Origin of the sequence: Sphingobium sp. YBL2 (assembly GCF_000943805.1) — a bacterium.
Classification (GTDB): Bacteria; Pseudomonadota; Alphaproteobacteria; order Sphingomonadales; family Sphingomonadaceae; genus Sphingobium; species Sphingobium fuliginis.
The window spans coordinates 1,303,619-1,317,307 of record NZ_CP010954.1 but is presented as its reverse complement, the minus strand read 5'-3'; the positions used below and the strand labels follow the sequence as shown (position 1 = coordinate 1,317,307).

Below are 13,689 nucleotides of genomic sequence, written 5' to 3'. Positions count from 1 at the left end.
GTTCAGGACTTTGGATAAGGGTCGGCCGGCGGCGCCTTGTCCGCGCGGGAGGTCTCGCCGCGAGCACGATCGTCGGGCGACGGGTCCTCGCCCGCCGCGCGGACGTTGCCGCCGATCTCCGCTTCTTCGCCGGGCTCGGGGGCGGGCTGGCGATGGGCGCCCTCAGCCTCATGTTCCTTCAGGGTCGGGTCGCGCAGATTGTTCTCCGCATCACCCTGTCCGCTATTTTCGCGCATTCTCTCTCTCCATTTTCGATTACTGAACGGTCGGAAGCGCCTTGCGGCAGTCGGCCGCGCACTCCCGGCACATCTCGGCGCAGAGCCGGCAATGCTCATGCTCATGGCGTGCGCATTCTTCCGCACACAGCTCGCACACCCTCGCGCAGGTCTCGAGCATCAGCCGCAACGTCTCGATATTCTGCGCCGTCCGCCGGATTGCGAGCCGGCCTGTCGCGGCACACACATCCGCGCAGTCGAGGCACGAGCGGATGCACTGCGCCATATCCATCTTCTCGGCGACACAGGCGTCGGCGCAAGAGGTGCACATTTCCGAGCAGAACGTCGCGTGGCGCGCCGCGGTCGCGAGCGCCTCGTTGAAGTCCTCACCCACATCGGGATGGAGCGCGATCATCTTGTGAATGGACATGGCGGTCTCCTAGATGATCGGCTTGCCGCCGGTGACGGCGATGGTGGCCCCGGACACATAGCTCGCCTCGTCGGTAGCGAGCATCACATAAGCCGGCGCGAGTTCCTTGGGCTGCGCCGGTCGCCCGAGCGGCGTGTTCTTGCCGAACTCCTTCACCTGGTCTGGCGGCATGGTGGACGGAATGAGCGGGGTCCAGACCGGCCCGGGTGCGACGCAGTTCACACGGATTTTCTTCTCGCCGAGCAGCTGCGCCAGCCCGCCGGTGAAGTTCTGGATCGCGCCCTTGGTCGTGGCATAGGGCAGCAGGGTCGGCTTGGGCGTGTCGGCGTTGACCGACGTCGTGTTGATGATGGCGCTACCCTCGCGCATATGCGGCAACGCGGCCTTGGCCAGATAGAACATCGCGTGGATGTTGGTCGCGAAGGTCTTGTCCCACTCCTCGTCCGGGATATCCTCAAGCTGCTCATAGGTCATCTGGTGAGCGGCGTTGTTCACGAGAATGTCAACACGCCCGAACGCTTCGACCGCTTTGTCGATGATGGTGCGGCAATGATCGGCGCTGCTGATGTCGCCGGAAACGAGCACCGCCTGGCGCCCCGCCTTCTCGATCCAGCGCGCGGTCTCCTGTGCATCGTCGTCTTCACTGAGATAAGCGATGAGCACGTCCGCGCCTTCGCGGGCGTAAGCGATCGCCACTGCGCGGCCGATGCCGCTGTCGCCGCCGGTGATGATCGCCTTTTTCCCCTCGAGGCGACCCGACCCTCGGTACGTCTCTTCACCATGGTCGGGACGCGGATCCATGTCTTCTGTCTTGCCGGGAACCTGCTGTTGCTGCTCCGGGAGAGGCGGCTTTACCGCATCGAGGGCTTGATCGCTCATCACGGGATACTCCTTGGACGCTCAGTAGAAGAGCACCTTTCGAACGGCGCAGTTCCGGCGGGAGCGGTTCGGACAGACCAATTACAGCCGAACCGTGCCGCCTATGTGATTATCCACGTCAATGAATCACATGAGTTAAGATGGCGTTCGTCTGGGCGGGCAGGCTGATCTTCTACTCGCCGCATGAGGAACTCTGGCTGGGCGGCGTGCAGAAATATCGCCGCGCGAGATCACAGTCATGACTTTAAGCAAGCAAGGCATCGCAGGGCCCAATCAGGACGAAGATCTCAAGGAGAATTCCGGAATATGCCAAGGACGCTTACGGCTCGGACGAGGAACTCGACAATGCCTAGGGCTGGCAACACCATCTACGGCGATCTCGACAATGATCCGGCAGCGGATGGCAGCATCGATCCCGATCGTCTCGGCCGTGTCATTGAGCAAGAGTGGATATACGGAGCCGATCGCTCAAATCCCGCATACTCAGCTCTTGCTGCTATGTTCGGGTTTACCCTTGCGCTTGGTCGAAGCCATTTTCTCGAGTTCCTTCTCGCTCATCGATTCCTCCATCGACTTCGACGCGCCCTTCAGCTTGCTCTTGGGCGTGTCGCCGCGCTTGGCGGACAGCGCGGCTCCCGCCGCCTTCTGCTGCGCTTCGGATTTCGCTGGCATGACAGTTCTCCTTTGGAAGTGCAGATTCGGTGGTTTACGGCCCCCCGCGGCCGCCCACGGCACCGAATATCTGACCGGTCGTATAGCTGAACGCCGGATCGGCGAGGGCCACGTAAAGTGGCGCGAGTTCGGCGGGTTGGCCCGGGCGACCCATCGGCGTGTCCGATCCGAACTCCGGGAGCTTCTCCGGCTCCTGACCACCGGTCACCTGCAGGGGCGTCCAGATCGGTCCGGGCGCCACGCCGTTGACGCGGATGCCTTTGCTCGCGAGCTGCTTTGCCAGCCCCTTGGTGAAGTTCATGATGCCAGCCTTGGTGCAGGCATAATCAATGATGTTCTCGGGTGGATCATAGGCCACGACCGAGGTGGTGTTGATGATCGCCGCGCCTGGTTTGAGCAGCGGGATCGCCGCTTTGGTGATCCAGAACATAGCATAGAGGTTGGTCTTGAGCGTCGTGTCGAACTGCTCGCTCGATATGTCGAGGATCGATTTCTGGCTGATCTGCCGGGCAGCATTGTTGACCAGGATGTCGAGCCCGCCCAACTGGCGCGCCGCGTCTGCCACGAGCTTGCGGCAGAAAGTTTCGGTGCGGATGTCGCCAGGCAGGGCTGCAAACTTTCGGCCCGCTTCGCGCACGATCGCGCCGACCTCGTGTCCATCAGGCTCCTCGTTAGGCAGATAGCAGATCGCGACATCGGCGCCTTCCCGCGCGAACGCAATGGCGGCGGCCCGGCCGATCCCGCTGTCACCGCCGGTGATCAGTGCCTTGCGTCCCGCCAGCCGCCCAGAGCCGCGATAGCTTTGCTCTCCATGGTCCGGACGCGGCGTCATCCTGGCTGTCAGACCCGGCCAAGGCTGCTGCTGTTTGGGAAAGGGCGGCTTGGGATAATTCGCTGACTGGGCGCTGGTCGGCGCGCCCGGCTGATGCTTCTCCTGCGCGAGCGCCGGCGCGGCAGCGACCGCAGCCGCACTGACGACGACGCCGTCAACCAGTGCCCGACGAGATACTCCACCCGGATTTTGCCCCTCGTCCTCCCCCGCCTCCAGGCGATGGCCGTGATCCGTTTCGGTCATTTTCGCTTCTCCTCGGGATCGAAGGTAAAAAGGGCGGTCGGCAGCGACGGCGGCGCTCCCGGCTTGAACCAATAGGTGTCTTGAATGTGGCTCGCCGTGACGTAGATCGTGCCTTCGGGGCCTTCGGACAGCGTGTCGGGCCAGCGCAGCCGATCATCCTGGACTACAATTTCGACCGCGCTTCCTGTCCATCGCTTCACCGCATTGTCGCCGGGTGACGTGATGTAGAGCGTGCCGGTGCTGCTCATCCACAGCCCGTCCGCAACACAGGTCTCGCCTTGCTTCTGCACGGCGGCCTCAATCTCTTCCTCCGGCGTGTCTGGCACCAGCGTGGCAGTGTCGATCGCGTAGAGAGTGCGGCCGGTCAGCGCCTGCCAGTAGAGGGTCCTGCCGTCATTCGAGATGGCGATGCCATCGGAGGAGAAGACAGGCTGACGGCCGTCCGGCCGCCTGAGCGGCGCGCCATCGACCTCGACCACTACATCCTTTTCAACCTGGGTGGACGAATGGCCGTCGAGCGCCCGAAAGGAGTCGCCACTCTCCAGATCGACGACGATGATCGCGCCGCGCGTGCCGGAATCGGTGATGTAGCCATAGCGGCCATCGGGGCTGAACCGGATGTCGTTCAAATAGGTCCCTTGAAGCGCGACGTTCTGCGGGAAGGCGATCACCTGCGTCACGTGGTTGGTCGCGAGATCGATCCGCACCAGCTTCGGTCCGCCCTCCAGGATCTTTTCATTGCCGGGCGCGGCAGGGTCGAGCACCCAGAGAGCGCCGTGGCGATCGGTCACTACCGACTGAATGCACACGAAATGCTCGGCGACGGACATCTCCATCGCCTTCGCATTGCGCCAGCTGTTCCATGCCTCGTCCGGGTATGGACGCAGCGAGCCATCTTCGGCCAGTTCGGCGACCGACATGGGCGCATCGTCGGTCCAGCGCGGGAAATTGACGAAGACGCGGCCGTCCGGGCTGACGGTTACGCCCGTGACCTGATGATCGAAGACCGCGACCTGCCTGAGCTCGGTCATTACACATTCCTCCTTACAGCAAGTGTTCAATCCGAACGGGCAGCTTGCGGATGCCGCGGCCGGTCGCGTGCCAAACCGCGTGAGCGACGGCCGCGTTGCCGGTCTTATCGAAGTCGCCCTTCCTCTTTTGGTCGATCATCGCAGCTCTCCTGAGTAGTGATAGGGTCAGCTTTTCAGCATTGTCAGGGCCGGCTCACGCGCGAGTGCCCGTCGGATTTCGTCAGCGCCGGGCGTCCGCTGAGCGAGCGCCTTCTCGAGGTTGCTCACATATTTTTCGATGCGCTTGGGCGGGAGCAGCGGATCGTTGGGATCGACCGTCGCCTCGATCAGCGCGGCGCCCGGATGCGCCAACGCTTCCGCAGCGACCTGCCCCGCATCGGCACCCGAGTCGAGGTGCCAGCCGCGGATGCCGCAGGCCTCCGCCACTTTGACGAAATCGATTGGCGTCAGGTCGCACTCATATTCGACGTTGCCGAGGAACATCATCTGTTCCCACTTGATCTGGCCGAGCGTGCCGTTCTTGATGACGACGATCTTGATCGGCAGCCGATAACGAGTGATCGTCGCCAGCTCTCCCATCAGCATGGAAAGCCCGCCGTCGCCGATGAACGCGACGACCTGCCGGCCGGGAAAGGCTAGCGCAGCGGCGATCGCGTAGGGAAGGCCACACGCCATCGACGCCGACAAGCCGGAACCGCCATACATCTGCCCGGCCTTTGCGATCACGTATCGGGCCATCAGCCCGGTATTATGACCGCTGTCCCAAACGACGATCGCGTCGTCGGCGAGCCGATCGCCAACCTCCTGCACAATGCGGCCGGGCGGCATCGGCGCGTCGCCCTTCTTGATCGTGGACCGAAGCAGGTCGCGCCAGGCGCGCGACTGCTCCTGTGCGAATTCGAGGAAGCTGCGATCGGTCTTGCGCTCGATCCGCCCGTTCAATGCTGCGAGCGTCATCTGCGCGTCGCCGCACAGACCGACCTCTACGGGATAGCGCAACCCGATCCGCGTCGGATCACGATCGATCTGGACGCCGCGCGCCTGACCGGGCTGCGGATAATATTCGATATAAGGGAAGGTGGAGCCGACGATCAGCAGCGTGTCGCATCGCTCCATGACCTCCTGGCTCGCACGCGTCCCGAGCAGGCCGATGCCGCCGGTGGTGAGCGGATCATCGTCGGCCAGCAGCCCCTTGCCGAGCAAGGCCTTGGCGATCGGCGCGCCGAGCAGATCGGCGGTGCGGGTCAGTTCCTCGATGGCGCCAAGCGCACCCTGGCCCGCCAGGATGGCGACCCGCTTGCCGCTATCGAGCAGGTCCACCGCACGAGCGATCTCCTGGTCGGGCGCGCAATGGGCGGCGTCAGCCGGGACGAGGGACGCATGATGAGGGATGTTGCGGTCCGAAGCCTTCTCGGACTCCTCCGGTTCCTCCTGCACATCGACCGGCACGCTCACATGGCCGACCCCGCGATGAGCGATCGCATGCCGGCAGGCGAGGCTGACGGCATTCTCCATGTGCCGAGCGCCCATGACGCGGGCGGAATACATCGCCACGTCCATGAACACCTTTGCATGATCGATATCCTGCTGGGTGAAGCTGTCGTTCAGGTCATGATAGGGCGCGCCGGTGATGGCGATGACGGGGGCGCGATCGAGTTTGGCGTCGTAAAGGCCGTTGAGCAGATGAACGCCCCCCGGCCCGGTGGTCGCCAGGCAGCAGCCAAGCCTGCCGGTAAACTTCGCGTGCGCCGCCGCGGCGAAGGCTGCGGATTCCTCATGCCTGACCTGGATGAAGCGGATCCGATCCTGCCGAGTGCGGATCGCTTCCATGACGCCGTTGATGCCGTCGCCGGGTAGACCGAACACGGTGTCGACGCCGAACGCAATCAGCGTTTCGATCAGGATATCCGCGCCATCTCGAGGCATCCGGCCGCTCCCATTGAAATCTCACCGATCGCAATGCTCCGACGGCGGAAACGGGATGCGGCAGACGCTGTCGGTAACGGTCGCGAAAGATCGCCGTTCCAGGCTGCGGAACAAAAGGCCGCTATGATTACATAGGTTAGCGGCTGCTTCATGTGCTCGGGCCAATTGCTCGGAATATTCCGGCTCCACATTCGCTCGGGCGGACGGTTTTCGCGAGGTAAAGTCGCCTCTCCAATCCGAGAAAATGAAGACAGCTTAATTTGCTTTCGCAGATCGACTGCGGGCATGTCCGTCGTACGGAGTGTCAGAACGACAGTCTTCCCACTCGGCACTGAGGCGAGGTTTTGTTTGAACGGGTCATTGAAGGGGCGACATTGAATGTCAGCAAAGTCCCACGTGCCGCCTTCCGACGTCGACCATCCCGGCCGTCCGCGCACAAATTTGCTGATCCTAACTGCTGACCGTCAGCTATTTCGAGTGCGAATATTTCGGCCAGGACTAGATCAGCTTATCGAGCGTTAGGGGCAGGTCGCGCACGCGCTTGCCGGTTGCGTTGAAGACGGCGTTGGCGATGGCGGCCGCTACGCCGGTCGTTCCGATTTCGCCGATCCCTCGCGCACCGAGCGGCGTGCGGGGATCGGGGATGTCGGTCCACAGCACATCTATGTCGGGCACGTCGAGATGCACCGGCACATGATAGTCGGCGAGCGACGTGCTCATGATGCGGCCGCTGCGCTCGTCGAGCAGCGTTTCCTCAGTCAGCGCCATGCCGAGCCCCATGATCATGCCGCCCTTGAACTGGCTGGTCGCCGTCTTGGCATTGAGGATGCGGCCGCAGTCGAAGGCGCCGACGAGGCGATCGACGCGGATTTCACCCGTGACCTCGCTGACGCGCAACTGACAGAAGTTCGCCGACGTGCTGTGCATCGAATATTTCATGATCTCCAGCGGTGCGCCGCTTTCGCCGACCACGCTAACCTCGCTCCGGCCGGAACGGCGTAGGATGGAAGCGAAGCTTTCCTGGCGGGCGGGATCTTCGACGCTGCGGAGGCCTCCGTCTACAAGCTCCACTTCGCTGGGCTTGAGGCCGGCTAGCGGCGTGTCGTTACCCGCCAGCCGCAGCAAGTCCGTCACCAGCTTGCCACTCGCTGCGGTGATCGCCGAAGCCAGGGAGGCGGTTTGCGACGACCCGCCGGCAAAGCTCGCGAAGGGCAGGCTCGAATCCCCGATCGTCACTATGACGCGGTCAAGTGGCAGGCCCAAGCGATCGGCGGCGTGCTGCCGCTGCACCGTCGCCGTGCCCATGCCCATTTCGTGCGCGGCGCTGGCGACATGGGCATTGCCACTGGCGTCGATGGTGATCCGCACGGACGTGCCAGGCATGCGCATGAACGGAAAGGTGCCGGTGGCGCAGCCCATGCCGATCAGCCACTCGCCATCGCGCCGCATGCCCGGCTCGGCCAAACGCCGATCCCAGCCGATGCGCGCCGCGCCAAGGTCGTAGGCCTCCATCATCGCGCTTTGCGAGTGCGGTGCGCCGCTCACCGGATCGCGGGTCGCGACATTGCGCCGGCGCAGCTCGATGGGGTCCATGCCAATGGCATGCGCCAGTTCGTCGATCGCGCATTCGATCGCGAAAGTGCCGGGCGTCTCGCCCGGCCCGCGCATGAAGCTGTTCGCCAGCAGGTCGAGGTCGACATAATGCTGGACGATATCGAAGCTCTCGCTGGCATAGAGCGAGCGGCCGGTGAGGGTGAAGCCTTCATCGCAGATGCTGTGCAGCGGCCTGACGCCGTAGCCATGGTGCAGCAGAGCCTTGAGCTTGCCGTCCGCATCCGCGGCCAGCGCCACCCGCTGCTCTGTTTGCATGCGCCCGCCGATCAGCCGGTGCATGCTGGCGCGTGAGAGGGCGATACGCACGGGCCGGTCAGCAAGCTTCGCCGCCGCCGCGCCCAATATCTGGTGATCCCAAAGACCCTTTGCGCCAAAGCCTCCGCCCACGTAGGGGGAGCTGACCTCGACATCGCCGGCCTTCAGCCCGAATGTCTTCGCGAGCGAACCGGCTGTCCCGTGGATCATCTGGGTCGCATCGTGAACGATCAGCTTGCCGTCCCGCCAGACGATCGTCGCGGCATGCGGCTCGATCGGATTATGGTTCTCCCAGGGCGTCGTATAGACGGCGTCGATCTTGAAGGCGGCCCCGGCGAACTTTCGGCTTGGGCCGCCCTTCTCTAGGCGATTGCGTTCGACGAGGATGGACTCCGGCGTATAGGCGCTGGCCTTGCCTTCCTCGAACCGGGTGCGCGACGAAGCGGCGTCATAGCGCACACGGACCAAGTTGGCCGCATGGTCCGCCTGCTCTCGCGTTTCGGCCAGTACCACCGCGACGACCTGACCGTTCCAGCGTATCTCTGCGTCTTGCATGATCGGCAATGTATGATTGCCAGCGGCCTTGAGGTTGGTCATCCCGATCGGCGGGGGAACGCTCATTTTGGGGGCGTTGCGATAGGTCATGACGAGCGCGACGCCGGGGGCCGCCTCGGCCGCGGACACATCGATCTCCGCGATGCGGCCCCGCGCGATCGTGGAATGGACGAAGGCGCCGTAGAGGAGACCCTCCATCGGCACTTCGGCGGCGAACCGCGCCGCGCCGCGCACCTTGTCGGGTCCGTCGACCCGCGACTGCTGCTCGCCGAGCGACACGCGCTTGTCGATCAGGGGATCGGGCGTGCCGCCGGGCAGCCAGCTTGCCGGCACTTGGCCAATGACGGCGCGCACGCCGCCGACGATGGCGTTTTGCAGCTTCGTCATGGGTGCGCTCCTGCAAGGGCGGTCAGGACGGCGACCACCGTGCGTTCGACGAGACCTATCTTGAAACCGTTGCCAGATAGCGGCCGCGCGCCGGCCAGCTCCTCTCGGATCGCGGCAAGGAAAGCCTCGGGCGTCGGCGCGACTCCGACCAGCGCCGCCTCTGCCTTAGTCGCCCGCCAGGGCTTGGCCGCCACGCCGCCGAGCGCGATGCGGGCTTGCGTGACGCGACCATCGGCAAGCGCCAGGCCGCCCGCAACGGAGATCAGCGCGAAGGCGTAGCTGGAGCGATCGCGGACCTTGCGATATTCGGCATGCGTCAGCGCGTCAGAAGGAGGCGGCAGTTCGACGCCGGTGATCAGTTCGCCCGGCTTCAGCACGGTTTCTACATGCGGCATAGCATCGGGCAGGACATGGAAATCATTCAGCGGCACCGACCGATTGCCATCGGGCCCGGACAGATGGATCACGGCATCGAGCATGGTGAGCGCCACGCACATGTCAGAAGGATGGGTGGCGACGCACTGATCCGACGCGCCCAAAATGGCATGATAGCGGTTGAACCCGTTGATCGCGTCGCATCCGATGCCCGGCTGCCGCTTGTTGCAGCGCGCGCCTTCGACATCGTAGAAATACATGCAGCGCGTACGCTGGAGGATATTGCCACCGACCGTGGCCATGTTGCGGATCTGTGCAGAGGCGCCGGCGAGCAGTGCGCGGGCAAGCACCGGGTAGCGGCGGCGCACGAGCGGATCGGCAGCAACGGCGGCGTTCTTGACTGACGCGTCAATGATCAGCCCGCCGCCTTCGCTTTCGCGAATGGTGCCGAGCGTATGGCTGACGTCCACCAATTCGCTCGCCTGTTCGACATTCTGCCGCAGAAGATCGACAAGGTTGGTCCCGCCGCCCAGAAACCGTGCGCCACTCTCAACGCGGGCGAGGGCGTCGGCCCGATCCGCCGCTCGGACATAGGTGAAAGGCGTCATGCCGCTGTCTCCGCCAGCATCGCCTCGATCGCCTCGACGATCCCGTTATGCGCTCCGCATCGGCAGAGATTGCCGCTCATGCGCTCGCGGATCTCCGCGCGTGTCACGACCGGTGAGGCGGTGATATCGAGGGTCACATAGCTGGGGTCGCCCCCGCGAAGTTCCTCCGCCATCCCGATCGCCGAGCAGATCTGGCCGGGCGTGCAATAGCCACATTGCAGTCCGTCATGCGCGATGAAGGCCTGCTGCAATAGGTGAAGATCGCCGCCTTCACCTGCTAGGCCTTCGATCGTCCGCACCTCGCTACCGTCCGCCTGAGCCGCCAAGGTCAGGCAGGACAGGACGCGGCGGCCATCGAGAAGAACCGTGCAGGCGCCGCAGGCACCCTGGTCGCACCCCTTCTTGGTGCCGGTGAGATGAAGATGCTCGCGTAGCAAATCCAGCAGCGAGACCCGGGCATCGCCGGGCGGTGGAACTTCCGTGCCGTTCACACATATCGTCATGACTTGGCTCCATCCGTTGGCGCGACGCGGCTCGTGCGATGTCACCCACAAGATACAACGAAGTTCGGACTATTCAATCATCGTTGTAGACGATCTTTGTAATCATCGCGATGAACCGATCTCGTTCCTCAGCCGACAGCCGCGAAAGCATCAGCATATACATTTGCCGATATGTCTCGACCTGGGCCTGGGCGTAGGCCGCGCCAGCCTCAGACAGCGTGAGCGCGACCGCCCGGCGATCCGCTTCGATACGCTCGCGCTTCAGGAAGCCTCGCTTCACGAGCCGATCCGTCGCCGAAGACAAGGTCGTCGTCGGCACCGCGAGGAAGCGCGCGACATCGGTCGGGCCGCAACCGGCATGGTCCGCGACATAGAGCAGCACGGCCTTGTCCAACTCGGCGAGCGGCCGCTCGGAACGCCGGGCGTCGGCCAGCTTGTATCGCCGCGCGAAGGTGTCGAACGCAGTGCCCAGTGCAGCGAGCTGTTCTTCGGTCGGATCGCTCATTTCGCCCACATATCGCGTCTTTGCCTGCGCGAGAAGCGCGACTGCGTGCAACCTGGCAGAACTGCTCAAGACGGGAAGTGCGATGCTTGTCGATGCGACGGCTGCTTTGCATCCTTTGTCGGTGCCCGTGCTTTGCGGCACAATGTTAAGACCGAGATGGATGGACGCAAGCAGCACATCGTCCCGAGAGGTTCCATACACAGCCGACCCTGGGTCGCCATTCAGAGGCTAACTTCCGTGGTCCAGGTTCGGACCGTCAGCTATTCGAACTGATAGCTTTGCGGTCGTCAGCCGGCGAACGCTGCCATCTAAAGTGAAACGGCCGACGAGGAGCCGTCTGGATGCCGATTGACGTCGCTGCCCCTTCGCCCGTCGCGCCCGCCAAACGGAGCGCGTCGGGCCAACAGAAAATTTGTGGCCAATGAGAGCGAGCCTGAAAGTCAAAAGAAGCCCAGTCCTTGGTTCACCGCCTTAGAATGACTCGCATGAAAGAGCGCGGCCGCTCAGAAGCGAAAGCCAATGGTCCCCATGACATTCCGGGGTGCGCCCATGAAACAGTCGCCACGCGCCAGGCAGGAGGCGTAGAATTTGTTGTTGAGCAGGTTCGTCGCGTTGAGCGCGAAACGCCAGTTCTGCCAGTTGATTTCCGCCAGCGCGTCGACGGTCGTGCGCGAAGGTGTAATAATCGACCAGAGCGAACTGGTCGATACGCTCTTGCCGTTATAGACGACACCCGCGCCGAGGCGAAGCTGCCCCGCGTCGGGGAAGCCGAAGGTCTTGGTCGACCAGATCGACGCGGTGTGGCGCGGCATATAATCGAGGCTGGTGTTCACCTCCGACTTAAGCTTGCTGTAGCCATAATTGGCCAGCAATTCGAAATTGCCGGGCAGCGTGTGGCTGGCCTCGACCTCGAAGCCCTTGGTATTCAGCACGCCCGACTGGGTGGTAGCGCTGTTGGCGAGATAGAGGACGCGGTTACGCTCCTTGATCTTGAACGCCGTGATCGTGACGAGCGTGCTCGGCGCAGGCTGCCACTTCACGCCGGCTTCATATTGTGTGCCCGTGAGCGGGCGATAGGGAGCGATGGGGGCGCCGCCGACATCCTGAACCGAGCCGGCGACCGGCAGGAAGCTCTCGGTATAGCTGAAGAAGGGCGAGAAGCCGGCGCCGACTTCGCCGATGATGCCGGCGCGGAAGGTGGTGGCGTTATCTTTCTGGCCCGAGGAGCCGGTGACACGGTCGCGGCGGGCGCCCAACACGACCGAGACGCGATCGTAGAAGCGGATCTGGTCCTGCACATAGATGCCCAACTGCTTCTGCGATTCACTGAAGAAGGCGCCGCTGGGGTCGTAGGTCAGCAGCGCGTCGTAATCGATGTCGTAGAGGTCGACCGTCTCGACGCCGCCGGCATAACGCTTGCTGACCTTGTTCCAGCTATAGTCGACCCCGACGAGCAGCTTGTGCTCGATATTCGCGCCGGTGTTGAAGTTGAATTGCAGATTGTTGTCGGTTGAAAAGACGTTCATCCGCGCGTCGCTGGCGTCGGCGTAGAGGCCGATGGTGCGGCCATCAGCTCCGAACGGATTTTCAGGATTGCTGTAGCTGTCGGCATAGTGGGTGTTATATTCAAGGTCGCTGTCGATGTAGCGGGCCTTGAGGCTGAGCCGCACATTGTCCGAAAACTGGTGAGTGATGGAGCCGCCGCCCTGGAGCGAGCGGCCGGCATAGCGGTCCCAGCCCGGCTTGCCGACGAACGTGTAGCGATCGAGCTGCTCGCCAGCGACACTGTTGGGCCGGAAGGTGCCAACAATCGGCAGGAACTGCGATGTCGAACCCGTGTCATCCTCCTGATAGAGGCCGGTCAGCACGATATCGGTGGCGGGCGTCGGCTGCCAGCGGACCGACGGGGCGAACATCACGCGGTCGTCGGGGACATGATCGATATAGGTGTCGGCATCACGAACCCGGGCCACCGCGCGGATCGCCAGATTGTCCGCGAGCGCGATGTTGACGTCGCCCATCGCTTCCTTTCGATCATAGCTGCCATAGACGAGGTTGATTTCGCCGCCGCTCCTGAATTCCGGGGTTTTCGAGACCAGGTTGACGAGGCCGCCGATCGAACCCTGACCATAGAGGACGGAGGCCGGGCCGCGCACGATTTCCACGCGGGAAAAGTTATACGGGTCCGAGGTGATGCTGGCATAATAGCTGAAGATGTCGCGCATCCCGTCCCGGAACTGGAGCGCGTCGATGCCGCGAATGTTGAAGCCGTCGATGCGGGTGTCGCGACCATAGGGATTGGCCAGGACGCTGGCGCCATATTTGACCGTGTCGCTGATGCTGATCGCACCTTGCGCAAGATATTGGTCCGCCGTGATGACCGTGATCGGCTGAGGGGTTTCGATGATAGGGGTTTCGGTCTTGGTTCCCGCGAACTGAGCGGTAACGACGATCGCATCGGCAGTGCCTGGCTCGCCGTCAGCAGTGGCTTCTGCCGCCGACGCGGCCTGTAACGAGAGCATCCATGCCACTGCCGTCAACCCGATCATTCGCATCTTTCATCCCCTTCGAATAGGCCGCCGGGCGCCATAGATATGTTGCGAGAAGTTCGCAATAGCATTCTTCTTGCGAAGCATGAGCATCAAGAATAGGACAGGCG

Annotated in this window: 13 protein-coding genes; all 13 read right to left on the bottom strand. The window is 63.4% G+C overall.

Annotated elements, in window-relative coordinates:
- Positions 1 to 2: 2 nt before the first annotated feature.
- Positions 3 to 236, bottom strand: coding sequence for a hypothetical protein (locus tag TZ53_RS06265; protein WP_044660742.1), 234 nt, complete (start codon positions 234 to 236; stop codon positions 3 to 5).
- Positions 237 to 255: 19 nt separating this feature from the next.
- The gene (locus TZ53_RS06260; protein WP_044660741.1) at positions 256 to 645 is read right to left on the bottom strand and encodes a four-helix bundle copper-binding protein; all 390 of its coding nucleotides are present in this window, start codon (positions 643 to 645) and stop codon (positions 256 to 258) included.
- Positions 646 to 654: 9 nt separating this feature from the next.
- Complete coding sequence (locus TZ53_RS06255; RefSeq protein WP_044660740.1) at positions 655 to 1,524, bottom strand: SDR family oxidoreductase; 870 nt, start codon at positions 1,522 to 1,524, stop codon at positions 655 to 657.
- A gap of 483 nt (positions 1,525 to 2,007) precedes the next feature.
- Entirely contained in the window at positions 2,008 to 2,196 is a 189-nt protein-coding gene (locus TZ53_RS06250; RefSeq protein ID WP_044660739.1) for a DUF3008 family protein, read from the bottom strand.
- A gap of 34 nt (positions 2,197 to 2,230) precedes the next feature.
- Positions 2,231 to 3,271: an SDR family oxidoreductase gene (locus TZ53_RS06245; protein ID WP_084694330.1), complete on the bottom strand. Its 1,041-nt coding sequence runs from the start codon at positions 3,269 to 3,271 to the stop codon at positions 2,231 to 2,233.
- Positions 3,268 to 4,302: an L-dopachrome tautomerase-related protein gene (locus TZ53_RS06240; protein WP_084694329.1), complete on the bottom strand. Its 1,035-nt coding sequence runs from the start codon at positions 4,300 to 4,302 to the stop codon at positions 3,268 to 3,270. The genes TZ53_RS06245 and TZ53_RS06240 overlap by 4 nt, the downstream gene beginning before the upstream one ends.
- Positions 4,303 to 4,315: 13 nt before the next feature.
- Entirely contained in the window at positions 4,316 to 4,441 is a 126-nt protein-coding gene (locus tag TZ53_RS27730; RefSeq protein ID WP_272947351.1) for a hypothetical protein, read from the bottom strand.
- A 26-nt stretch (positions 4,442 to 4,467) separates the two neighbouring features.
- Positions 4,468 to 6,228 (bottom strand): thiamine pyrophosphate-dependent enzyme, encoded by a 1,761-nt coding sequence (locus TZ53_RS06235; RefSeq protein ID WP_044660737.1) that lies wholly within the window; start codon positions 6,226 to 6,228, stop codon positions 4,468 to 4,470.
- Between the two features lie 498 nt (positions 6,229 to 6,726).
- Entirely contained in the window at positions 6,727 to 9,039 is a 2,313-nt protein-coding gene (locus TZ53_RS06230; RefSeq protein WP_044660736.1) for a xanthine dehydrogenase family protein molybdopterin-binding subunit, read from the bottom strand.
- Entirely contained in the window at positions 9,036 to 10,022 is a 987-nt protein-coding gene (locus TZ53_RS06225) for an FAD binding domain-containing protein (protein ID WP_044660735.1), read from the bottom strand. Before TZ53_RS06225 ends, TZ53_RS06230 begins: the two co-directional genes overlap by 4 nt.
- Positions 10,019 to 10,525 (bottom strand): 2Fe-2S iron-sulfur cluster-binding protein, encoded by a 507-nt coding sequence (locus tag TZ53_RS06220; RefSeq protein ID WP_052628124.1) that lies wholly within the window; start codon positions 10,523 to 10,525, stop codon positions 10,019 to 10,021. The genes TZ53_RS06225 and TZ53_RS06220 overlap by 4 nt, the downstream gene beginning before the upstream one ends.
- A gap of 73 nt (positions 10,526 to 10,598) precedes the next feature.
- Positions 10,599 to 11,030, bottom strand: a complete 432-nt coding sequence (locus tag TZ53_RS06215) for a MarR family winged helix-turn-helix transcriptional regulator (RefSeq protein ID WP_025548418.1) — start codon at positions 11,028 to 11,030, stop codon at positions 10,599 to 10,601.
- Positions 11,031 to 11,533: 503 nt separating this feature from the next.
- A complete protein-coding gene (locus tag TZ53_RS06210; RefSeq protein ID WP_044660734.1) occupies positions 11,534 to 13,585 on the bottom strand; it encodes a TonB-dependent siderophore receptor in 2,052 nt (683 codons plus the stop codon).
- Positions 13,586 to 13,689 lie beyond the last annotated feature (104 nt).

What these genes read in the sequence shown, in the direction of transcription:
- TZ53_RS06265 (WP_044660742.1), bottom strand. Translation starts at nt 236, where the DNA reads ATGCGCGAAAATAGCGGACAGGGTGATGCGGAGAACAATCTGCGCGAC.
- TZ53_RS06260 (WP_044660741.1), bottom strand. Translation starts at nt 645, where the DNA reads ATGTCCATTCACAAGATGATCGCGCTCCATCCCGATGTGGGTGAGGAC.
- TZ53_RS06255 (WP_044660740.1), bottom strand. Translation starts at nt 1,524, where the DNA reads ATGAGCGATCAAGCCCTCGATGCGGTAAAGCCGCCTCTCCCGGAGCAG.
- TZ53_RS06250 (WP_044660739.1), bottom strand. Translation starts at nt 2,196, where the DNA reads ATGCCAGCGAAATCCGAAGCGCAGCAGAAGGCGGCGGGAGCCGCGCTG.
- TZ53_RS06245 (WP_084694330.1), bottom strand. Translation starts at nt 3,271, where the DNA reads ATGACCGAAACGGATCACGGCCATCGCCTGGAGGCGGGGGAGGACGAG.
- TZ53_RS06240 (WP_084694329.1), bottom strand. Translation starts at nt 4,302, where the DNA reads ATGACCGAGCTCAGGCAGGTCGCGGTCTTCGATCATCAGGTCACGGGC.
- TZ53_RS27730 (WP_272947351.1), bottom strand. Translation starts at nt 4,441, where the DNA reads ATGATCGACCAAAAGAGGAAGGGCGACTTCGATAAGACCGGCAACGCG.
- TZ53_RS06235 (WP_044660737.1), bottom strand. Translation starts at nt 6,228, where the DNA reads ATGCCTCGAGATGGCGCGGATATCCTGATCGAAACGCTGATTGCGTTC.
- TZ53_RS06230 (WP_044660736.1), bottom strand. Translation starts at nt 9,039, where the DNA reads ATGACGAAGCTGCAAAACGCCATCGTCGGCGGCGTGCGCGCCGTCATT.
- TZ53_RS06225 (WP_044660735.1), bottom strand. Translation starts at nt 10,022, where the DNA reads ATGACGCCTTTCACCTATGTCCGAGCGGCGGATCGGGCCGACGCCCTC.
- TZ53_RS06220 (WP_052628124.1), bottom strand. Translation starts at nt 10,525, where the DNA reads ATGACGATATGTGTGAACGGCACGGAAGTTCCACCGCCCGGCGATGCC.
- TZ53_RS06215 (WP_025548418.1), bottom strand. Translation starts at nt 11,030, where the DNA reads ATGAGCGATCCGACCGAAGAACAGCTCGCTGCACTGGGCACTGCGTTC.
- TZ53_RS06210 (WP_044660734.1), bottom strand. Translation starts at nt 13,585, where the DNA reads ATGCGAATGATCGGGTTGACGGCAGTGGCATGGATGCTCTCGTTACAG.